Origin of the sequence: Brachyspira sp. SAP_772, from assembly GCF_009755885.1 — a bacterium.
GTDB lineage: Bacteria > Spirochaetota > Brachyspiria > Brachyspirales > Brachyspiraceae > Brachyspira.
This window is the reverse complement of record NZ_VYIX01000001.1, coordinates 657,860-679,146: the sequence shown is the minus strand read 5'-3', so window position 1 is coordinate 679,146 and position 21,287 is coordinate 657,860. Positions and strand designations below refer to the sequence as shown.

Here is a 21,287-nt window from a genome sequence, read left to right as displayed (position 1 = left end):
TAAGAATGTAAATATAAAAAGGTTTGCAAATAAATATTTGTAAACCTTTTTTATTATATATAGTCAAAATGTAAAGTTTTACCTATATTTTTTAAAAAATAATAAAAAATTGTAAAAAAATTGTTATTTTTTTGTAAAATAAATTGACATTACTCTAAAATTGTATTATAATATAATTATAAGATAACTTAATAAGGATAAATAAAACAAAGGAGTAAATTTATGAAAAAATTATTTTGTTTATTATTTGCTTTTTCTATAATTGGAAGTTCTTCTCTTTTTGCTGATTGGATTGTTCCTCTTAGTAAAGTTCCTGCTGCAGTTAAAAACGCTGTAAAAAGAAATTATCCAAGAGCAAGAATTTGGAAAGTAGAGATGGACGATGGGTTGTATCATGTGGAACTTAGTAATGGTATAGAGTTAGAAGTAACTAGAAGAGGAAGAATTGTTGATATAGATTATTAATTTTATAACAAAAAGGCTTGCAAAACAATGTAATTTTGCAAGCCTTTTTAAAAAGATATTATAATCTTTAAGCTAAGCTATATAACATATCTCCATAAGTTGGAAGTTTCCAATGTTTTCTAGAAACAGTTTTCTCTAGCTCATCAATTATAGGACGCATTTCCTCTATACAAGCTAATACTTTATCTCTAAAAAATACACTAGACTTTGATACATTCTTTATCTTTTTTGATTCAGATAAATAATCTTCTAAAGTTTTTAATTTCTTATAGAGATTATTAGTTAAATTAGTTATTTTATCTAACAAATCTTTTTCTATATCATATTTTATTTTTAAATCTTTCTTTTTCTCACATATATTAACAAGCTCTTCGGTATAATCTAAAGAGAATGGAATAATATATTTATTAATCATATCTATTAAAGTAAGTGCTTCAATATTAATTACTTTACTATATTCTTCTAAGCTTATTTCATATCTTGAAAGAACTTCAGCTTTTGTTAGAACATTATGTTTTGTAAACAAGTCTATATTTTTTTGAGCTATAAATGTTTCAAGTGCTTCAGGAGTTGTTTTTAAATTACATAAACCTCTTTTAGAAGCTTCTTTTACCCATTCATCAGAATAATTGTTTCCATTATAAACTATTCTTTTATGTTTTTTAATGTTTTCTTTTAATAGCTCTTCTAAATCTTTATCAAAATCTGAAGACTTTTCTAATATATCAGCAAATTGAGATAATGCTTCAGCTACTATTGTATTTAATACAATATTAGGACCAGATACTGATAAACTAGAACCCACCATTCTAAACTCAAATTTATTTCCAGTAAAAGCTAAAGGAGAAGTTCTGTTTCTATCTGTTGAATCTTTTGTGAATCTAGCAAGAGATGGTACTCCCATTTCCATTTCTACCGCTTCTCTTTTTTTGTATTTTTTTGAGTTTTCCATAGACTCTATTATTTCAGTAAGTTCATCTCCAAGAAATATTGATATGATAGCAGGAGGTGCTTCAGATGCTCCCAAACGATGATCATTACTTGCACTTGCAGTTGTTGCTCTTAACAAGTCCTGATATTCATCAATAGCTTTCATTATTGCAACTACAAATAATAAAAACTGCTTATTTTCTGAAGGTGTTTTACCGGGTTCTAACAAATTAAGACCTGTATCTGTACCTATAGACCAGTTATTATGTTTTCCGCTTCCATTAACTCCAGCGAAAGGTTTTTCATGCAAAATACAAGCTAAATTATGTTTTTCTGCTATTACCTTCATAAGCTCCATTGTAATTTGGTTTTGATCTGTTGCCATATTAGTTATTGTAAACTCTGGAGCAAGTTCATATTGACCGGGTGCTACTTCATTATGTTCTGTTTTTGCAATTATACCAAGTTTCCAAAGTTCATTATCCAACTCTTTCATAAACTCTAAAACTCTTGGCTTTATAGCACCAAAATAATGATCTTCCAATTCCTGACCCTTTGGAGGACAAGCACCAAATAATGTTCTCTTACAATATCTTAAATCTGGTCTTTGTAAATATAAATCTCTATCTATTAAAAAATATTCTTGTTCTGCACCTACTGTTGTATATACTCTATTAATATCATTATGACCAAATAATTTTAATATTCTCTTTGCTTCTTTTTCTAAAACCTGCATAGAGCGAAGCAGAGGTGTTTTTTTGTCTAAAGATTCTCCGCTATAAGAACAAAAAGCACTTGGTATGCATAAAGTATTATCTTTAATAAAAGCATAAGAAGTAGGGTCCCAAGCAGTATATCCTCTAGCTTCAAAAGTACTTCTTAATCCTCCAGAAGGGAAACTTGAAGCATCAGGCTCTCCTTGAACAAGCTCTTTACCTGTAAACTCCATACGAACTTTTCCGTCTTTAGTTTGAGTTATAAAACAAGTATGCTTTTCTGCAGTTACACCTGTCATAGGCTGAAACCAGTGAGTAAAATGTGTTGCTCCCTTTTCTATAGCCCATTCTTTCATCGCATGTGCTACAACATTTGCCAACTCTAAATCCAATCTCTCACCATTTTTGATTGTTTTTATTAACTTTTTGTAAATGTCTTTAGGAAGTTTTTCCTGCATTACATTATCATTAAATACATAACTTTCAAATATATCAGGTAATTTATCCATATTCTTCTCCCAAAAAGAAATTATATATTTTAAATTAAATATTATAACACTATATAGAAATAATTTCAACATTACTATATACAGTTAAATTAATTTTTTTTTGTTTTTTTTTATAATAAATTTATATTTTTTTATATATACTTACCGCACGGTAAAAGAAATTTAATATACAAATAAAGTGAAAATATAGTTTTAATTATGTTAATAAGTTAGTTTAACGTGCGAAAAAAGAGATAAAAATTTAATGAAAATTGGATAAGGTATACTTTTATAATAGAACATTTTAGAATATTAAAGCAATAATTTTACACAATGCACCAAATTCAATATGATGATAATAAAAAATGCTAATATACTTTCAACTAAAATATTAATAAACATAATATTTACAATTATTTTAAATTGATATATAATAATTATAATTTTTAATTTTTTTACATAATTATGAAATTATGTTTTAAACAAAGGAATAGTTATGAGTTATTTTTTTGTAAAAGAAGATAAAGAGTTTAGAAAATTAAAAGAAAATGAAATTGATTTCTTAAAAAGCCAAGGATGCTCTTCTCAAAACTGGGATAAGATATTAATAAAGAATGTTGATTTAACTAGAATAAAAGATGTTACTTTTCATGGGAAAATAAAGATTAACGAGCTTAATGGAAATGTAAGATATTATAATAAACTAAAAGTACTTGCATCAATAAATAGAGCTACTTTAATAAATGTATCAATAAATGGTAATGTTTATATAAATAATATAGGACGCTTTATTGCAAATTATAAAATACAAAATGGGGTTATAATAGAAAACGCTGGTGCTATATATATGGAAGGGGAGAGTAGTTTTGGAAACGGAGTAGAAACTTCTCCTATAATGGAAGGAGATGGAAGAAGCGTAAAAATATTTTATAGGCTAAACTCACATATAGCTTATATAGTTGCAATGTATAGACATAAAAAATTAATGCGTGATAATATAAACAAAATAATAGATGATTATGCTAAAAGTAAAACTAAGAAATTTGGAAAGATAAAAAAGCATGCTCAAATAATTAATGCAAGAATAATAAAAAATTCTCTCATAGACCCTTATGCTACAATAGAAAATACAGATGAAATAAATAACACCACTGTAATAAGCACAAAAGAATGTCCATCATATATAGGCACATCTGTCATATTAAAAGATTCTATTGTATTAAAGGGAGCTCATATAGTTGATGGCACTGTTATAAAAAAAGCATTCATTGGAGAGGGGGTTAAATTAGGAAGACAATTTTCTTGTGAGGATTCATTACTATTTGCAAATTGTGAAGGAGAACATGGAGAGATGTTTTCTATATTTGCTGGTCCTTATACAGTTACACATCATAAAGCAACACTTTTAATAGCTAGTCATTTCTCATTTTTTAATGCAGGAAGTGGCACCAATCAAAGCAACCATATGTATAAATTGGGTCCTTACCATCATGGTTTTATGGAGAGAGGATGCAAAACAGGAAGTAATTCATATATATTATGGCCTTCTCATATTGGTGCTTTCACTACAGTTATAGGTTCTCATTATGATAATGTTGATACTTCTGATTTTCCTTTTTCATACATTACAGAACATGGTTATCATCAGACAAGACTTATTCCTGCTTTAAATTTATTTGGTGTTGGGCTTTCTAGAGATGAAAACAAATGGAAAGAAAGAGATAGAAGAGTAGGGGATAAAAAAGATTTAATTATATTTGATGTTTTTAGTCCTTATACTGTTTCAAAAATGCTTAAAGCAGAAGAAATATTAAATAATATAAAAAAAGAAATTGTAAATGAAGATGTTGAATATATCAAATACAAAAATATGATTATAAAAACATCATCTCTAAATAAATATTCAAACAGATATTCCATTGCAATAGATTTGTATTTGTACAATAAACTTCTTGAATATATAAAAAAATCTGATAATTTAAATGATATTTTTAATGATACAAATAAATTTTATGAAACTTGGGTTGATGTTGGCGGGCTTATATGTGCAAAAGAGAAGTTAGATAATGTTATATTAGACATAGAACATAATAATATTAATAATGTTCAAGATTTAGTACAATCTTTTGAAAAACTATATAATGATTATAGTATAGATGAAAAATCTTGGGTTATAAATATTATTAAAAAAAGATACAATATAAATACTATTAATACAGATGCTATATTAAAAATACTCAAAGAACATTTATCACTTCTTACTACTTCATATGAAATATTTTATAGAGATGTAAAAAAAGAATATGATTTAGCAAAGATGGTTAGCTGTGGAATAGACGATAAAACTGCAATGGAAGAAGATTTTAAAGCTATAAGAGGAACTGCTAAAGATAATGCTTTTGTTATTAAGTATAAAAATGATGTAGAAACAAAGATAGAAGAGATAAATAAATTAATAAAAAAGTTAGGAAATTAATAAACGATGAAAATATATTCACTTTCAATAAATATAAATATAGGTTTTGAGGACATAATAGAAGCTACTATAGAAAGCGGAATATTAGATATATTAGGCTATAATATAGAGTTTCCTATAAACAACAATAATATTGCTGTAGTTAATATATATAATGAGAATCAAGAAAAATTAGAAAACAATTTAAATATAATAAAAGAAAATATTGATGATATATCAGAATATAATTATGAAATAAAAGAGTTAAACTCAGATGAATATTTAACATCATATATGGCATTTTTAAAACCTTTTCAAATTGGAGAAATAACAATAGTTCCAAATTTAAAAGATGATAATAATACTAATGAAGATGCTCTATATATAGCTAAGCAATATGCCTTTGGTACAGGTACTCATGAAACAACATCTTTAGCTTTAGATATGATTAATCAATATTCTAAAAATAATAATATCTCTTCTAAAATGGTAGCGGATATTGGATGCGGAAGTGGTATACTTTCTTTATTTTGCTATAAATTGGGTGCTAGAAATATTACTTCTGTAGATATAGATATTGATGCTGTTAATTGCACTTTAGATAATGCTAAATATAATAATATAAAATTAAATAATGTTTTTTTAGGAAGTGCTGATAGTTTAAGTAATTTTCAATATGATTTAGTAATATCAAATATAGAAACAGATGTATTGATAGAAATATTACCTAGTCTAAAAAAAATACTAAAAGAAAATGGACATTTAATATTGTCTGGAATATTATCAGAAAAAGAAAGCTCTATGAATGAAGCTATAAAAGAAAATAATATAACAATATTAGATAGAAAACAAAAAAATGATTGGGTATCTCTTCTTTTAAAATAACTTTTTTATAAGTTTTTATAAAGCATTTTTTAAATCATTAGTAGCATCTTCTGGCGTAATTGAGTTTATAAATACACCGCTTCCAAGTTCATACCCTGCAAGTTTGCTCATTTTAGGCATTATATCCAAAAACCAATGACTTGAATGAGAATATTTTTTTTCTAATGCTGGAGTAAGAGTATGAAGCACATAATTAAAACTAATTTCTCCAAGAACTTTATTAATTCTATTAAATACATCTTTAACAATACTTGCAAATTGAGATATACAATCTTCAGAATATACTATACTGTCTGAATGTTTTTTTGGCAGTATATAAATTTGATATGGTGATTTCGAAGCGAAAGGAGATATAGCTATAAAATCATTGTTTTCACATATCACTCTTTCATTAATTTTTTTCTCTTCTTCTATCATACTACAATAAACACATTTTTTATTTTCATTATAATATTCTAAAGAGCCATATATCTCTTCCATTATTTGAATAGGTATGAATGGAGTAGTCATCATCTGTGCATGTGAATGTATTAAACTAGCTCCAGCTTCCCTTCCAAAGTTTTTAAAAAGCAAACTATATAGCATATCTTTTTCTTTTGATAACTCTTGAAATCTCATTATTATAGCTTCAAAAATAAAAAATAAATCTTTTTCTGTGGCATTATAATAATTAAAGTTATGATTAGGGTTTTCTATAATAACATCATGAAACCCCTTACAAATATCCGCTTCAAAGAAATTATTTTTATCAGGCAGCTCATTAGGGCTACTTTGTGCAATTATTGGATATTTATTTGGTACTATTCTTACTATCCAATTTTTATTATCATCAAATATTATAGTAGAATGTTCAGGAGTTTTATCCTCATTTCCTTTACAAAATGGACAAGTAGCCTCAGAAGTTAATATGCTATGCTTTTCTTCAGTATTAATATAATCACTTGGCCTTCCCATTCTTTCGGAAGCTATAATAACAGATTGCTTAGTAATTGGATCTTTTCTTATGTGAGGCATTACCCTATAAGCCTTTTAATCTTATCTTTAATTTCTGTAAGATTACCAGATTTTAATATATATCCATCTGCATTCCATACTTGAAACTCATGTCTATAATTATTATAGGCAGTACATATTATAATAGGTAATTCTCTATGATTTTCACGAACCTTTCCGAGAAAGTCTAATCCGTCCATTTTAGGCATCTTTATATCTAATGTTATTAAATCTATATGTGGATTATCTTTATTAATCATTTCTAGGGCTTCTTCTCCACTATCTGTGGATACTACATTATATCCCTCATCTTTAAACTCTTCTTCGAAAAGTGTTCTGATGCTTTTTTCATCATCAAGCACTAATATAGTTTTCTTAGGCATATAAATGCTCCTTAATAATCTTAGTTATATTATAATTATAGAATAAAAAAAGTCAAATAGATTTTCACATAATAAATATAACAATATTTTACCAAAAGTGTCAATACTATTTTTAACTATTTTCTCTCACTATCTATAGATTTTTGATAAGTAGCTATTAAAGCTTCTATCATAGCACTTCTTGCAGCCTTTTGTTCCAATACTTCAATACCTTTTATAGTAATACCAGCAGGAGTACAAACATTATCTTTAAGCTCAGCAGGGTGCTTTGTTGATTCCAAAACCATAGAACCCGCACCTTTAAATACCTGACTTGCAATCTCTATAGCACTTTTTCTGTCTATACCCATTAATACTCCAGCATCACTCATAGACTCTATTAATACATACATAAAAGCAGGTGAACATCCAGCCATAGCATTATAAGCATGTATCTTCTCTTCTGGTATTATTTTAACCATTGCAACCTTACTTAAAAGTTCAACTATAGCTGCTTCAAGTATTTTATTCTGAGATTCTACAATAGATATAAATCCATTACAAGTTTTTACAGGAGTATTCGGCATTATTCTAATAATGTTTTCTGTATTAAATAATTGTTTTAACTCAGCAATAGAAACTGATGCTGCAACACTTACTATTGTAGTATCTTTTTTTATATTGTTTTCTATCTCTTTAGCAATATCCTTAACCATATAAGGCTTAACTGCTATAAATAAAATATCTGCTTCTTCTGCTATTTTTTTATTATCATTAAATGTTTTTACTTCAAGATTTTTTTCTATTTGTTCTTTTTTTTCTTTTGTCTTTACGCTTGCTATTATATTATCTTTATTTATACCAGCTTTAATAAAACCTTCTATTAGAGCTAACCCCATAGCACCAGCACCAATAAAACCTATCATTTTATATCTCCTTTATTATCATCTCCATAACTATTTGGAACTACAACCATAGTACCAAGCATTTTAGCTAATATTTTATTCTCTTCATCTAAAACATTAGCCTCAACAACTATTAAGCTTTTTCCTGCCTTCAAAACTTCTCCAATACATTTTATTTTTTTACACACAACAGGACGAAGATAATTAATTTTTAAATCTGATGTTACAACATGCTTTCCTTCTTCAAGAACACTAAAAGCAGCAAACCCAGAAGCAGTATCAAGCATAGTAGCAACCATACCCCCATGCATAAACCCTAAAGCCTGAGAGAACTCCTTCTTATTTTCTAAAGATATTACAACTCTTCCAACATCTGCATCTTCTAATTTACAATCTATAAAATTCAAAAAATCCTGATTATAAAATACATCAGAAAGTTTTTTATATATATTCTCTTGCATTTTTTATTTTCCTTTATACATTACTTTCCCATTCATAGTCATAATTATATTCTTTATAATTACCCTTAAATACTACACCTTTTACAACTAACTTTTCATCTAATATAACTAAATCAGCAATATATCCCTCTTTTATCCTTCCATATTTATCATCTATACCCATAACCTGAGCAGGATAAAGCGAAGCCATCTTTAAAGCCTCCTCAACTGTAGCACCAACTTGATTAACAATATTTCTTACAGACTGACTCATAGTAATAGAAGCCCCACCTAAAGTACCATTATCATCTATAAGTCTGTTTCCATCTCTATGTATCTTTTTGCCAGCCCAGTTATATTCTTTTATCTCTGGAGCAGCGGCAGGAGCTATAGCATCCGTTACAATACAAATGTGCCCTGTCTTTAATTTGTAAGCAAGCTCCACAGAAGCAAAATCACAATGCACCCCATCACATATTAAACCAGCATACATATCCTTAGTTTCAAGCACAGCACCCACAGCGCCGGGCTCTCTAGAACCCCAAGGACGCATAGCATTAAATAAGTGAGTAGCAAAAGTTATTCCATAAGGGATTTTCTCTTTTATTTCACTGTAAGTACCGTTAGTGTGTCCTACAGATACCACCTTTCCAGCTTTAGCAAATGCCTCAATTACTTTACCGTCTACCATCTCTGGAGCTAATGTTACCATAACACATTTTGAAGCATTAATCTTTTTTATCATATTCATATCTGCTTCTCTTATAAACTTATCATTATGAATACCTCGTTTTTCATGAGATATATAAGGACCTTCAAAATGTATGCCAAGTACACCTATAACAGATAAATCTTCTATTCTGTTAAATAGGTCTATAATCTTTAACATATATTCATCACCGTTTGTAATTACTGTAGGCAAATAAGAAGTACAGCCATATCTCTGGCAAACTTCATTCATATTTTTTAAAGTATCAACTGTTGGAGTAGAGTTAATATCATAGCCTCCTATGCCATTAACTTGCAAATCTATATATCCGGGAGCTACTATTTTTCCTCCCAAATCTATTCTTGTAATTACAGCATCAACATCTATTTCTTTCTCTACGCTTTTTATAATATTGTTTTCTATTATTATACAATGCCCATCTATAAACTTCTCTCCATCAAATATTCTAATGTTTGTAAGAGCATAATAGGATTTATAAAGCCCTTTAATAAGCTCTTTAGGATGAAGGCTCTTACTCTCTAAGCTCTTAGCATATTTATAAGTTTTTACTTTTAAATCGCTGCTTGACTCTTCATCTGCTACAATTATAAGTTTTTTATGTTCCTGTAAAACAGAAGTAGGGTAGAACTGACTTATTGCTCCTTCAACACAATGAGACAATGCATCAGATACATCATAACCATTAGCCATAACAAGCACATATCTTGCATTAAAAGCCTCTTCAAATCCAAGAGTAAATCCTTCTCTCGGAAACATTTCTACAGGCATATTGAATTTTTTTGCCTCATAGCTTCTAATTATCTCACTTATCTTTTTATCCCTCACACTTCCTTCTAATGATGAACTTGGAGTATTAAGTAAAAAACTTCCATCTTCTGCTAAATTGTCTATTAGTAATGTTATGTTTCCTAGTTTTTTTATTATGTTTGACATTCTCCTTGCTTCTTTTTTTCTGTCTGTAACTTTACTGTTAAATAAGTGCACATTTTCTTTAGGAATGTCTATGTATTTTAAAAAGTTTTCTTCTAAATAGTTTTGTGATATGTCTGAGTCTATATATTCACCAGAAGAGACTATATGTATATTTTTAAATGATACTATATTATCATTATAAAAAGATAATAGTTTGTCATAATAAGCTTTATCTACATATCTTAAAGGAAAAGACAATACAAAAGGCTTTTTTCTGTCAGAATAATCTAATATACATTTTACAGTATAATATGCTGCCCATTCATAAACGCTTTCATTAGTTATAATTATTCTCATATATCCTCCTTAAAATAATTTTTGTTTTATCTTCATTGATACTGTTTGACTTGATAATCTCAAAGATGATTCATAATCTGCTATTACAGTAACATCACTATGTTTTTGCAATTTGCTTAAAGGCGAAGAGTTACTTATACCGCATTCTAGGCAATCTCTAAGAGAGCAAGAATTTTCTATACCAGATGATGTGAGTAAAATTGTATCAACTATATCTATAATGCCCATTCCCATACTAAATACCATAGTTGGCACTTCTTTTTCAAATTTTGTTTTAATTGCTTTTATGGAATGTTCGCTTAATGTTTTTAATCTAAATAATGATGATAATGATGACATTCTCTCATTTCCTGCTGAAGTAGAATCTGGGGTTAGTGAATACCATACAACATCGAATCTGCCTATTTTTTTTATTATTTCTAATTGATTGTCCATTTGACTTTCATCTTTACTTCCGTCAAATAAAAATTGATTTTTTTTGGGGATATCTAATTTTGAAAGTAAGTTCTCTTTTAAAAAATATGCTTTACTATTTTTATCATCTTGAGATAATCCAACATATTCTGATTGCTGAAATATAAATATATTTTTAAAATTAATATTATAATTTTTTACGTTTTCTATTATTGCTTTATAAATATCTTTTGTATCATATTCGCTGGATACGGAAATATAGAGTTTTTCTTTCATTTTTTGTTTCTTTTCCAAAAAATGCAAAATATGATTTGCTGTGAAATATGTATAATCCTTATAAGAATCTGCTATATATATATTCATAAAAAAAATAAGTCCTCAACAATTTAATTAAAATTAATGCGGGCTTATTATAACACTTTCTCTATTTTCTGTATATACTATTTTATCATTATTATTTGTAGAAGAAGATTGATAAATTATATTATAGTCTTTATATCCTGCTTTAAATGATAAATTTGTATAATTAAAACTATTTATTGATATATTTGTATTAATAATATTTCTTCGTTCTTTTATATCCACATTATTTTTAGGCATTGTTATAACCATTACCCAAGGACTAAATCTTTTTGTATTATCTATAGTTGAAACTTTTGCTGTATATAACTTTTGATTTCCTATATTAGTTTCTGATACTTCATAGTTTAATTTATCTTCTGATAAAAGTTTTATATAACTTGTAGAATATTTACCATCAATAACAAAACCATCATTATTATTACTAATAGGAAGTTTGCTATTTATATTCCATTTATATTTATAGCCGTTAATATAGTTTTCATTATTTATATTAGGCAAGGCTTCTATATCTTCTTTTATTACTAATACATTTGGTTTTAAATAATAAAATGTTCTTTCAAAGTTTCTGAGTGTTGTTTTATAAGTATAAACATTATTTGCTTTAGCTTTAACAAAAAATAGTTTATTGTTATTAGTTGTGCTTATTATTTTTGAAAAACTTGATGGTTTTTCTTCTATTCTATATTCATTAGTGGTATCAGATATTATTATAGTATTATGAAAATCAGCATATGCAAATATTTCTTTATCATCATTATAATAAAAATATCCAAGTTCATCTATTATGCTGTCCCCATAATTATAATAAACAAAACTCATTCTGTCATTATGATTAAGACCATAGGAATTATATGCATTATAACCTTTAGCATATACTCCTAAATATTGACTGCTTAATGATTTTATATCTCTATTGTATATCGCAGTTTCTATATTTCTAAAATAGGCACTTTGATAGTCGTTATTTAAAGCACTAATAGCATCATCTTTTATAGAATGATTATTCCATAAAAGCATATAAGGCAAATACTTTATATCAATAGCTTCGCTTTGTCCAAATACAGAATAGTTTTTATAAAGTGCATTGTTATATGTTTTGCTTAATAGCTCCATAATTGCACTTCTTGCACCATTATCAAAACGCATTTTACTTCTGCCGTCTATCAATGTGTATCCAACAGGTAAAGTATATCCTGATGGGTATCCTACAATAGATAAATATTTGCCTATATTTCTAAATGATTCATATTCAAAAGCATTAACAATACCAGCATTTTTTAAAGCATTAGCATATATAAAAATATTAAAAATAATTTCAAAAGAATTATCCAAAGAAGCTTTTAAACTTCCATCATCTTCAAACATGCTAAATATTACAGAGTTTATATATTTAAGAGAAAATAAATACCAGCTTCTCACTTCTTCTTGATATAGGTTTTCATTTAGCATATTTAATGATATTAAACCTAATGTTGTTATATATTTTATGTTGTTAGCATCTCTATATAATGAAGGATTATTAATTATGTATTTATATAATATGTTTCCATAATCTATAAATTTCTGTTTTATTAACACTATCTCTTCAGATGATAATTCATTGTATAATATATCAAAAGGCATTAATAAGGAATTTGCTAATATGTATGATGCTTCTATATTATTAAAGTTTTCTATGCTGTTTTCATTTAGAAGTGTAATATCTTTTATTATTTGTTTTATATCATACTGAAATGTGTTATTCTCTTTTTCTAAATAAGCTCTTAAGCTCATAAGCATTATATGTGATGGAAGACTAGCAAAATATATTTTATTATTATTTTCATTAGTGTATGATATATTATCTAAATACCATTTACCTACATTGTTTGAAGTGTATAGCTTAAAATAATTAAAATTTCTTAAAAATGCTGATTGAGGCATTTTTTTAGAATTATATATATTATTTAACAAATTTAGAGTGGCAGCATCTGTAAAAATAAAAGGTCTTTGAGTATTAGCTCTTGTATTTGTTATAGTATTAATATCTTTAGTTTTATCGGTTATAAAAAAGTGATATATTTTTCTTAAATTAGTATCTCCATTTTCATCTAAAGCAATATACCATTTTCCATAATCTAGTTTATTTGTAATATCAAAAAAATTATTATTTCTAATTGTATATTCATATGAATTATTAAAAGATAAGTCTTGTGATAAATACACTCTAAACAAATTCAATTTTTTATTAATCATAAAAAAAGGCGGATTGCTTCTTGCTATATGACCGCTTTCAGGTAAAACTAATACCATTGTATTAATGTTTTTATATTCATTTATTTTTTCATTTAGAGAAATTGTAACTTTTTCTTTTGTATCATAACTTCCAACACTCTCTAAGCTTATTTCTATATTTTTTATTTTTTCATTAGATAAATACGGAGTAAAATTTGTGGCGTATAATTCTACATTAATAGTTTGATTAACAACTGGGTTTACAATAGAATATCTTTTTTTTATATTATCTTCTTCAACACATATATCTAGTAGGGTTGGTATATTATCAGTTTCTATATTATAACTTAACATAATACCATTTTTTATTTTTTTATTCATTTCTAATTCTATGTATTTAGGATATATTTTATTATATTCAGGAAAAGTTATAGTATATGAATCTTCTTTTTTATTATAAACTGCATTTATCTCTCCAACAGTAACATTTTTTGATGAACAAGAGATTATGTTTATAATAATAATAAAAATAAAAAATAAATACATAAAAAACTTCTATTCCAATCTAACTCTATGTAAACCTCTAAGATAATAAGTTATATCTTGTATGTTTTTATCTATCATTTGTTTATATTCATCTGGTATATTTTGATCTCTTATAAGCTTAAACATATCAAGACCTTCTTGCAAATTACCAAGCAAACTTATTCTAGCAGCATTTCTTAATATTTTTTTGTATTTTGAATAATACATATTTTCAGGCATATTATCAAAGCCATAAGTAATAACAAGTTTCTTTTCATAATCATCAGTATCATCGAGAAGTTTCATTCTCATAGTAGGAGTTTCACTAGCAGGTCTTAATTGAGTTTCTGGTTTTGATAATTTACTTGTTTCTTTTGGAGCTTCTACTTTTACTGTGATATTTGGAACTTGCTGATTTGGAGATGATGTTGTTATAGTTTGTTTGCTTCCATCTTCATTGTTTGTAACTATTGTTTGACCTGCAGATTGAGGGCTGTAACCTTCATTTATTTCAACTCTGCTGTTTTCAATTTTATCTATTATTGTAAATGGACGTTTTTGAGCATTATCATTTTGGTATGTGTCTTCTAATCTGCTTTCCACCAAATCTTCTAATTGTTCTGATGCTTTGTTTAATCTATCTTCTCCTTCTGTTATAGTTTCTTTTTTATTTTCTTTTTCTTTTTGTTCCCTATAATCGTCCATAGCAGCACACATTATGCCTGCCATTTTTTTTATACCTTCTTCTGTTGCGGGGTCTATATCAAAAGCTTTATCTTCTTGTATGTTCAAAGTATCAGTGGTTCCATTAGGGTCTAATGGGTTTTCTGGCATGTTTGGATTATTATAATAATTAACTTGACTGTTTTTAATAGTTGAAGCTATGTCTTTTGCTGAACTTTGTATATTGCTTCTTATTAGTCTTAATTTCTCTTCTTCTTTTTTGAGGTGCTCTCTTTTTTTGTCTAATAACTCTCTTTCTTTTTTTATTCTTTTTAATATTTTTAAATTTTCTCTAAATTTTTCTTTATCTTCTTTTGAAAGTTTATTAGCATTTTTTTTGTTTTCTTTTAATTGTTGTATTGCATTTTTTAATTTCTCAGTAACTTCTTTTCTTAAAGCTTCAGACTGTTCTAATCTCTTTTTTAAATCATTTATTTCTTTTGCATTACCTTTAGAGCCTTTATTTTCTTCTTTTAATGATTCTATCTGTTCACTTAATTTTATATTGTTAGCTTCAATTTTACTTTTTTGATTCTCTGATTCTTTTAACTTGCTTTCTAAATCTTTTATAAGTTTTGAACTTTCTTTGTCCTTCTTGTCTGTATCTTTATTTGCCTGTAATGCTTCTTTAATTTTTGAGTTAAGCTCTTTATTTTGATTTTCTATTTTCTCTTTTTCTGCTTCTAGAGTCTTTAATTTGCTTTCTAAATCTTTTATAAGTTTTGAAGTTTCTTTGTCCTTCTTGTCTGTATCTTTATTTGCTTGTAGTGCTTCTTTAATTTTTGAGTTAAGCTCTTTGTTTTGATTTTCTATTTTCTCTTTTTCTGTTTCTAAAGCTTTTAATTTACTTTCTAAGTTTTTAATTAATTTTGAAGTTTCTTTGTCTTTTTTGTCTGTATCTTTACTAGTTTGCAATGCCTCTTTTATTTTTGAGTTAAGCTCTTTGTTTTGTGCTTCTATTTTCTCTTTTTCTGTTAATAAAGCTTTTAATTTGCTTTCTAAGTCTTTAATTAATTTTGAAGTTTCTTTATCTTTTTTGTCTGTATCTTTATTAGCTTGTAATGCTTCTTTAATTTTTAAGTTAAGCTCTTTGTTTTGTGCTTCTATTTTTTTCTTTTCTTCTTCAAGTTTTTTATTATTTTTTTCTAGTAGCTCTAATCTTTTTTTTAGTTTAGTTATATCTTCATTAATTGTTTTTACATTGTCGGTTTTGTATTTTTTTATATTTTCTTCTAACTGTTTTATTTTTTCTTTATATTTATCTTCAAGCTTTTTATATTTATCTTCTAATTTCTTTTTTTGCAAATCTATTACTTTTATGTATTTTTCATTTAGTTCAATGATTTTTGCTTCAGATTTATCTAATTTTGTTTGCAATTTCTCAGCAATTTTTTTATAGTTTTCTTTATTTTCTTCAGTTGTTTTTTTTACAGCCATTTTTTAAACCGCCATTAAATATATTATAATACCTATTCGTATTAACGGTAATTTTTTTAATATGTTAACAAAAATATTTTTTTATTTTATATTAAAAATTAATAGTTTACAAAAACTTGAAATAAAAAATATTTGTGATAGAATATTTTGCAAGATAAGGAATGAGGTCTCCTTAGATTATTTAATTAATTTTAAATAATTAAACCGCTTATTTATTTTTAATTAATCAAAAAAATATAAAAGCTGATGACTTCTGCAAATTTACAATTTTTTATAAACTTAAATTATTTTTTAATACTTAATTTAAGTGATTTATGATTTTTGCAGATAATAGTTTTTATATTTTCTAAAATCTCTAATTCATAAATCAAAAAACTATATAACACAATTAAAAAGGATTTAGTTTTATGCTTCTTAGCTTGGCATTAATATTTTTATGCGGAATGATACTTGGAAAAATATTCTCCCTTCTAAAACTTCCATCGCTTTTAGGACTAATAATTACAGGTATAATACTTGGTACATACTGCTTTAATTTGCTAGATAATTCAATACTTTCAATATCAGCAGATTTAAGAGAATTGGCTCTCATTATAATATTAACAAGGGCAGGGCTTAATCTTGATATAGAAGATTTAAAAAAAGTAGGGCGTCCTGCAATATTAATGTGCTTCGTGCCTGCAAGTTTTGAAATAATAGGAATGATTTTAATAGCCCCAAGACTTTTTGATATTAGTTTATTAGATGCGGCTTTAATGGGTTCTGTTGTAGCTGCTGTATCTCCTGCTGTGCTTGTGCCGAAAATGCTTAAACTTATAGATGAAAAATACGGCACCAATAAAAGCATACCGCAACTATTAATGGCAGGTGCTTCTGTTGATGATATATTTGTAATAGTGCTATTTACATCTTTTACTTCACTTGTTAAGGGTGGCAATATTTCTTATCTTAACTTTATAAAAATACCAACTTCTATTATATTTGGACTTTTACTAGGGGTGATTATAGGCTTTATATTATCAAAGTTCTTTACTAAATTCCATATAAGAGACAGTGCCAAAGTAGTGATAATATTGAGTGTATCTTTTATACTTGTAAGCATAGAAACTTCTATATCAAATTTATTCGGCGGTGTTATAGGAATATCTGGGCTTCTTGCTGTTATGAGTATTGGGGCTTATCTTAAAAAATCAAAAGAAGAGTTATCAAAAAGGCTTTCATTAAAATACTCAAAACTTTGGGTAGCTGCTGAGATTATTCTTTTTGTGTTAGTTGGGGCTGCTGTAAATATTAATTATGCTCTAAAGAGTGGAGTTTTAGGAATTGTATTAATATTTGCTGTTTTAATATTTAGAATGCTAGGAGTATTTGTATCATTAATAAAAACTAAACTCAACAAAAAAGAGAGAATATTTTCTATGATAGCATATTGCCCTAAAGCAACAGTGCAGGCTGCAATAGGCTCTATTCCTTTGTCGTTAGGTTTTGCCTCAGGAGAGATTATACTTGTAATAGCAGTACTTGCAATATTAATAACAGCACCGCTTGGAGCTTTTGCAATAGAAGCTTCTTACAAAAAGCTATTAGAACATGAATAATATATATGGTATCATTATATATATTTATTTCTTAGATATAAAATTTAAATACTTGCACTTTTTGCAACGGGAAAAAGTTGATAATTTTTATAAAATAAATTAGCCAATTATATTTATATATTATTCGCTATCTTTTATTAATACCACTAAACCTGCTGCCTCAAGCAGAGAAACTATATATACTTTGTCATTATCTTTTATATCTATAGCCATATTGCAAACACCAAATATAGGTTCTGGTGCAGGACGTACAATTACTTCAATACCAGCATCCTCTAATATTTTTTCTGCCTTTATTAAATCTCTCGGTGTTTTTAAATAACAAAAACTTTTAGTCATATATTAAAAATCCTATAATTTATTTATAAGTACATCAGCTAAATATTCTAAATCTTCTTTTGTAGTATATGGTGAAAAAGAAAATCTTATAGCACCATTATTATTGTTGTAAAAATTATGAGCTAAAATTGCACAATGAAAACCATATCTGCATTCTATATTATAATCATCATACAATCTATGAGCAATTTCAGCCATATGAGAATCACTCTCTATAGAAAATAAAAAACCCTGTGAAGATTTATCTCTAGACCAAATTAGTTTATATTTATTTGAGCTTTCTATTTTTTTTATAGTGTCTATCATGTCATCTATTGTTATATTCCATGATGGTCTATTCTTTAATGCAGCCAAAAGCCCTATAATACCCACAGTATTAGGAGTTCCAGCTTCATATATCTCTGGCACACTGTAAGGAGTTTCAAATCCATCTCCAAAGCCTCCGCCAAAATAAGACGCTTTAAGCTTACTAGGGTCTTTCACATAAAAACCGCCTGTACCAGTAGGACCAAGCAACCCCTTATGACCAGTAAATGCTAAATAGTCTATATTCCACTCATCAGCAAATATATCGCCAACACCTACATATTGTGTGGCATCAACGAGTAGGGGAATATCTTTGAGAGTTTCTTTTATCTCTTTTATTGGCTGTATAACTCCGCTAATATTGCTTTCCATATTAACTATAGCAAGCGATATTTTATTATTTTTTACTATTTTAGATAAAGCTTCAATATCAATTTTGCCTCCTTCTTTTGAAGGTATTAATTGATATTCAACTTTTTTGTTTTTATATAAATGATAAATAGGTCTAAGTACTGCATTATGCTCTAATGATGAAATTAGAATTTTTGTGTCATGCAAATCTAAGCCTATTAATATATCATTAACAGCCCTTGTTGCCCCAGAAGTAAATACAATGTTAGAATCTTTTTTTGTGCCTATAAACTTATTTGCTAAAAGCTCTCGGCACTCTTCTATCTTTTCAGTAGTGTATTTGCCTCTTTTGGTGTTTACCCTTCCATAAGTGCCTCCGATATTAAGTAAAAAATTACTCATATCTTCAGCAACTTCTTTAGGTTTAGGGAAACTCGTTGTTGAGTTATCAAAATAATAATATTTGCTCATAAAAATTATGCTCTTATTACAGCAGAAGCATTAGCCATAGCCTCTATTATACCAAGCATATTAGTTTGTTCTTCTACTTTTATTCCTTCTAATTCATAAAACTTAACACAAGTTCCGCAGAAAAATATTTTTATTCCAGCATCTCTAAGCTCTTGTAATAAGCTTTTATAAGGCTCATCTATTCCTAAATAAACACCGCCATTATAGCAATATAAAGCTTCAGGTTTTGGACTAGCATCTTTTAAAGCTCCTAAAAATGCTTTTAATAATAATTCTCCAAGTTCATCGTTTCCTTGTCCCATAGCTTTTTTATCTACTACAGCTATTACAGGGCCTGATGATTTTTCTTTTGATGATTCATTTTGAGATAATTCTTTGTTTTTTGTTATTTTGAAATTCATTCCATCATTAGTATAAGTTATATTATTATTATTAAGAAAATCAGTTATATTATGGAATGCTACCTCATCATCAATAAGAACCTCAATCTCTTCATTAATACTAGCATTTGTTAAAGCTGTTTTAGTTAATATTAAAGGTTTTGGGCAAGGAACGCCTCTTGCATCTACTGTTTTCATAAAAATACTCCTAATTTATTATATATTAATAATTTTTTAATTATTATTTTGCGTGTCTGTTGCTATACCTAATCTTGTAAAACCAGCATTTTTTACACTGTCTATCACAGATATTAAAACTTGAGTTCTAACATCTTCATCTGACCTTATCTCTACAGGTTTGGCTAATTCTCCTTCAATTTTTGCTAAATTGTTAAGATGTTCGTCTATATCGTTTACTGCCTCTTCATTAACATATATGCTACCTTCTTTTGATATAGTTATTATTATATTTTCATTTTTTTCTTTGCCTACAGCCGAAGTAGACTTTGGTAAACTAATTTCTATTTGAGGAGTTTGCATGATTGTAGCTCCTATCATAAAGAATATTAGCAAATTAAATACTATATCCATCATAGGAGTTAAATCTATACCTTTTTTTATTGTAAACCTATGTCTAAACTTCATGGCATTAATCTCTTTTATTATTGTTTAATAATTATTTAACTGTTATAACTCTTGTGTTGCTTGAGAAATGTTCTCCTTTATAAAGAAGTGAAACTTTGTATTCTCCTTTGCCATATTCTGCTTTAAATGTTTTACTTATAACAGTGTTTCCTGCATCTGTAACATCATATATCACTTTACCAACATAAGTTTGACCATCATCTCCAACTATTTTAGCTTGAGGATCAGCCATTTCAACAGCTATTTTAAAATCTGTGAAAGGTGCTTTATTTAATATTCTATATTGTACAGTAATATCATCACCATATTTCACTTCAGGCTTAAAATTAACAGACTCAGCTACAATATTTGCCATAGTTACAGTAGCATATACCCCAATACCTCTTTTTGAAGCACCAACTCCCATAGCATTAAAATCTTTTGATAATATTACTTTTTTGTAGTCTGGTGTATTCATTAAATTTTTAACAATACTAGCTGCTGCATTTTTATCAGTTAATGGTATGACATCTAGCTTTGTAAAACTTTCTGTAATATTTCCAACCATCTCTGGATATAATTTTAATTGTCTTCCTTTAGAATCAAGACCTTCTAAATCTGTATTACTAAAAAATTTATTCTTAGCCATATTATCACTATGATAAAGTGCTAAAGAATGTAATCTTTGATTGTTTGGAAGAGGTGGAAGTGATACTTTGCTTCTTTCTAAATTAATTAATCTAAATACCTCATCTTCTATAACATCCGCGTGTAATGCAAAAGATGATATTAATATAAAAATCATTACTAAACTAATTTTTTTCATTGTAATTTATCTCCAATTTATTTTTCTATTATAATAATAAAACTATTTTTTTATAATTTGTAAAAAATATAAATTACA

General features: G+C 27.1%; 18 protein-coding genes. 4 read left to right on the top strand and 14 right to left on the bottom strand.

Annotation, left to right across the window (positions count from 1 at the left end; translation table 11 throughout):
• The first annotated feature begins 222 nt into the window (after nucleotides 1-222).
• Nucleotides 223-465 carry a PepSY-like domain-containing protein gene (locus GQX97_RS02945; RefSeq protein ID WP_157150459.1) on the top strand — a complete coding sequence of 81 codons (243 nt, stop codon included), beginning with the start codon at nucleotides 223-225 and terminating at the stop codon, nucleotides 463-465.
• A gap of 67 nt (nucleotides 466-532) precedes the next feature.
• On the opposite strand, the gene GQX97_RS02940 is transcribed toward GQX97_RS02945, so the two are convergent.
• Nucleotides 533-2,620 (bottom strand): glutamine synthetase III, encoded by a 2,088-nt coding sequence (locus tag GQX97_RS02940; RefSeq protein WP_157150458.1) that lies wholly within the window; start codon nucleotides 2,618-2,620, stop codon nucleotides 533-535.
• 475 nt (nucleotides 2,621-3,095) lie between these two features.
• Here GQX97_RS02940 and GQX97_RS02935 point away from each other — a divergent pair, with 475 nt between their 5' ends.
• Both GQX97_RS02935 and GQX97_RS02930 read left to right on the top strand, forming a co-directional pair.
• Nucleotides 3,096-5,075, top strand: coding sequence for a DUF4954 family protein (locus tag GQX97_RS02935; protein WP_157150457.1), 1,980 nt, complete (start codon nucleotides 3,096-3,098; stop codon nucleotides 5,073-5,075).
• 6 nt (nucleotides 5,076-5,081) lie between these two features.
• Nucleotides 5,082-5,939: a 50S ribosomal protein L11 methyltransferase gene (locus tag GQX97_RS02930; protein ID WP_157150456.1), complete on the top strand. Its 858-nt coding sequence runs from the start codon at nucleotides 5,082-5,084 to the stop codon at nucleotides 5,937-5,939.
• A gap of 15 nt (nucleotides 5,940-5,954) precedes the next feature.
• Here GQX97_RS02930 and GQX97_RS02925 read toward each other — a convergent pair whose 3' ends face one another.
• The 8 genes from GQX97_RS02925 to GQX97_RS02890 all read right to left on the bottom strand — a co-directional run bounded on the left by GQX97_RS02925 (nucleotide 5,955) and on the right by GQX97_RS02890 (nucleotide 16,314).
• On the bottom strand, nucleotides 5,955-6,953 hold the full coding sequence (locus GQX97_RS02925) for a DUF4931 domain-containing protein (RefSeq protein WP_157150455.1): 999 nt from the start codon (nucleotides 6,951-6,953) through the stop codon (nucleotides 5,955-5,957).
• Nucleotides 6,953-7,315, bottom strand: coding sequence for a response regulator (locus GQX97_RS02920; protein ID WP_013243056.1), 363 nt, complete (start codon nucleotides 7,313-7,315; stop codon nucleotides 6,953-6,955). The genes GQX97_RS02925 and GQX97_RS02920 overlap by 1 nt, the downstream gene beginning before the upstream one ends.
• 116 nt (nucleotides 7,316-7,431) lie before the next feature.
• A complete protein-coding gene (gene proC / locus GQX97_RS02915; RefSeq protein WP_157150454.1) occupies nucleotides 7,432-8,220 on the bottom strand; it encodes a pyrroline-5-carboxylate reductase in 789 nt (262 codons plus the stop codon).
• Complete coding sequence (locus tag GQX97_RS02910) at nucleotides 8,217-8,660, bottom strand: PaaI family thioesterase (RefSeq protein ID WP_157150453.1); 444 nt, start codon at nucleotides 8,658-8,660, stop codon at nucleotides 8,217-8,219. The genes proC and GQX97_RS02910 overlap by 4 nt, the downstream gene beginning before the upstream one ends.
• Before the next feature lie 13 nt (nucleotides 8,661-8,673).
• On the bottom strand, nucleotides 8,674-10,638 hold the full coding sequence (gene nagA / locus GQX97_RS02905; RefSeq protein ID WP_157150452.1) for an N-acetylglucosamine-6-phosphate deacetylase: 1,965 nt from the start codon (nucleotides 10,636-10,638) through the stop codon (nucleotides 8,674-8,676).
• 9 nt (nucleotides 10,639-10,647) lie between these two features.
• Nucleotides 10,648-11,415 carry a glucosamine-6-phosphate isomerase gene (locus GQX97_RS02900; RefSeq protein ID WP_157150451.1) on the bottom strand — a complete coding sequence of 256 codons (768 nt, stop codon included), beginning with the start codon at nucleotides 11,413-11,415 and terminating at the stop codon, nucleotides 10,648-10,650.
• A gap of 33 nt (nucleotides 11,416-11,448) precedes the next feature.
• The gene (locus tag GQX97_RS02895) at nucleotides 11,449-14,175 is read right to left on the bottom strand and encodes a heparinase II/III family protein (protein WP_157150450.1); all 2,727 of its coding nucleotides are present in this window, start codon (nucleotides 14,173-14,175) and stop codon (nucleotides 11,449-11,451) included.
• Nucleotides 14,176-14,184: 9 nt separating this feature from the next.
• A complete protein-coding gene (locus GQX97_RS02890) occupies nucleotides 14,185-16,314 on the bottom strand; it encodes a hypothetical protein (RefSeq protein ID WP_157150449.1) in 2,130 nt (709 codons plus the stop codon).
• A 407-nt stretch (nucleotides 16,315-16,721) separates the two neighbouring features.
• Here GQX97_RS02890 and GQX97_RS02885 point away from each other — a divergent pair, with 407 nt between their 5' ends.
• Nucleotides 16,722-17,912, top strand: coding sequence for a sodium:proton antiporter (locus tag GQX97_RS02885; RefSeq protein WP_157150448.1), 1,191 nt, complete (start codon nucleotides 16,722-16,724; stop codon nucleotides 17,910-17,912).
• Nucleotides 17,913-18,032: 120 nt separating this feature from the next.
• Here GQX97_RS02885 and GQX97_RS02880 read toward each other — a convergent pair whose 3' ends face one another.
• From GQX97_RS02880 to GQX97_RS02860, 5 genes are read right to left on the bottom strand one after another with little or no spacing between them, the layout of a single operon-like run.
• Nucleotides 18,033-18,251 carry a putative Se/S carrier-like protein gene (locus GQX97_RS02880; protein WP_157150447.1) on the bottom strand — a complete coding sequence of 73 codons (219 nt, stop codon included), beginning with the start codon at nucleotides 18,249-18,251 and terminating at the stop codon, nucleotides 18,033-18,035.
• 12 nt (nucleotides 18,252-18,263) lie between these two features.
• On the bottom strand, nucleotides 18,264-19,379 hold the full coding sequence (locus GQX97_RS02875) for an aminotransferase class V-fold PLP-dependent enzyme (protein WP_157150446.1): 1,116 nt from the start codon (nucleotides 19,377-19,379) through the stop codon (nucleotides 18,264-18,266).
• A gap of 5 nt (nucleotides 19,380-19,384) precedes the next feature.
• A complete protein-coding gene (yedF, locus tag GQX97_RS02870; protein ID WP_157150445.1) occupies nucleotides 19,385-19,957 on the bottom strand; it encodes a sulfurtransferase-like selenium metabolism protein YedF in 573 nt (190 codons plus the stop codon).
• Nucleotides 19,958-19,993: 36 nt separating this feature from the next.
• The gene (locus GQX97_RS02865) at nucleotides 19,994-20,404 is read right to left on the bottom strand and encodes a biopolymer transporter ExbD (protein WP_157150444.1); all 411 of its coding nucleotides are present in this window, start codon (nucleotides 20,402-20,404) and stop codon (nucleotides 19,994-19,996) included.
• 31 nt (nucleotides 20,405-20,435) lie between these two features.
• On the bottom strand, nucleotides 20,436-21,209 hold the full coding sequence (locus tag GQX97_RS02860) for a CAP domain-containing protein (RefSeq protein ID WP_157150443.1): 774 nt from the start codon (nucleotides 21,207-21,209) through the stop codon (nucleotides 20,436-20,438).
• Nucleotides 21,210-21,287 lie beyond the last annotated feature (78 nt).

Coding starts and splice junctions, on each gene's coding strand:
- GQX97_RS02900 (WP_157150451.1), bottom strand. CDS start 11,415: ATGAATATATATATAGCAGATTCTTATAAGGATTATACATATTTCACA.
- GQX97_RS02925 (WP_157150455.1), bottom strand. CDS start 6,953: ATGCCTCACATAAGAAAAGATCCAATTACTAAGCAATCTGTTATTATA.
- GQX97_RS02930 (WP_157150456.1), top strand. CDS start 5,082: ATGAAAATATATTCACTTTCAATAAATATAAATATAGGTTTTGAGGAC.
- GQX97_RS02940 (WP_157150458.1), bottom strand. CDS start 2,620: ATGGATAAATTACCTGATATATTTGAAAGTTATGTATTTAATGATAAT.
- nagA (WP_157150452.1), bottom strand. CDS start 10,638: ATGAGAATAATTATAACTAATGAAAGCGTTTATGAATGGGCAGCATAT.
- GQX97_RS02895 (WP_157150450.1), bottom strand. CDS start 14,175: ATGTATTTATTTTTTATTTTTATTATTATTATAAACATAATCTCTTGT.
- GQX97_RS02910 (WP_157150453.1), bottom strand. CDS start 8,660: ATGCAAGAGAATATATATAAAAAACTTTCTGATGTATTTTATAATCAG.
- proC (WP_157150454.1), bottom strand. CDS start 8,220: ATGATAGGTTTTATTGGTGCTGGTGCTATGGGGTTAGCTCTAATAGAA.
- GQX97_RS02885 (WP_157150448.1), top strand. CDS start 16,722: ATGCTTCTTAGCTTGGCATTAATATTTTTATGCGGAATGATACTTGGA.
- GQX97_RS02880 (WP_157150447.1), bottom strand. CDS start 18,251: ATGACTAAAAGTTTTTGTTATTTAAAAACACCGAGAGATTTAATAAAG.
- GQX97_RS02875 (WP_157150446.1), bottom strand. CDS start 19,379: ATGAGCAAATATTATTATTTTGATAACTCAACAACGAGTTTCCCTAAA.
- yedF (WP_157150445.1), bottom strand. CDS start 19,957: ATGAAAACAGTAGATGCAAGAGGCGTTCCTTGCCCAAAACCTTTAATA.
- GQX97_RS02920 (WP_013243056.1), bottom strand. CDS start 7,315: ATGCCTAAGAAAACTATATTAGTGCTTGATGATGAAAAAAGCATCAGA.
- GQX97_RS02890 (WP_157150449.1), bottom strand. CDS start 16,314: ATGGCTGTAAAAAAAACAACTGAAGAAAATAAAGAAAACTATAAAAAA.
- GQX97_RS02860 (WP_157150443.1), bottom strand. CDS start 21,209: ATGAAAAAAATTAGTTTAGTAATGATTTTTATATTAATATCATCTTTT.
- GQX97_RS02935 (WP_157150457.1), top strand. CDS start 3,096: ATGAGTTATTTTTTTGTAAAAGAAGATAAAGAGTTTAGAAAATTAAAA.
- GQX97_RS02945 (WP_157150459.1), top strand. CDS start 223: ATGAAAAAATTATTTTGTTTATTATTTGCTTTTTCTATAATTGGAAGT.
- GQX97_RS02865 (WP_157150444.1), bottom strand. CDS start 20,404: ATGAAGTTTAGACATAGGTTTACAATAAAAAAAGGTATAGATTTAACT.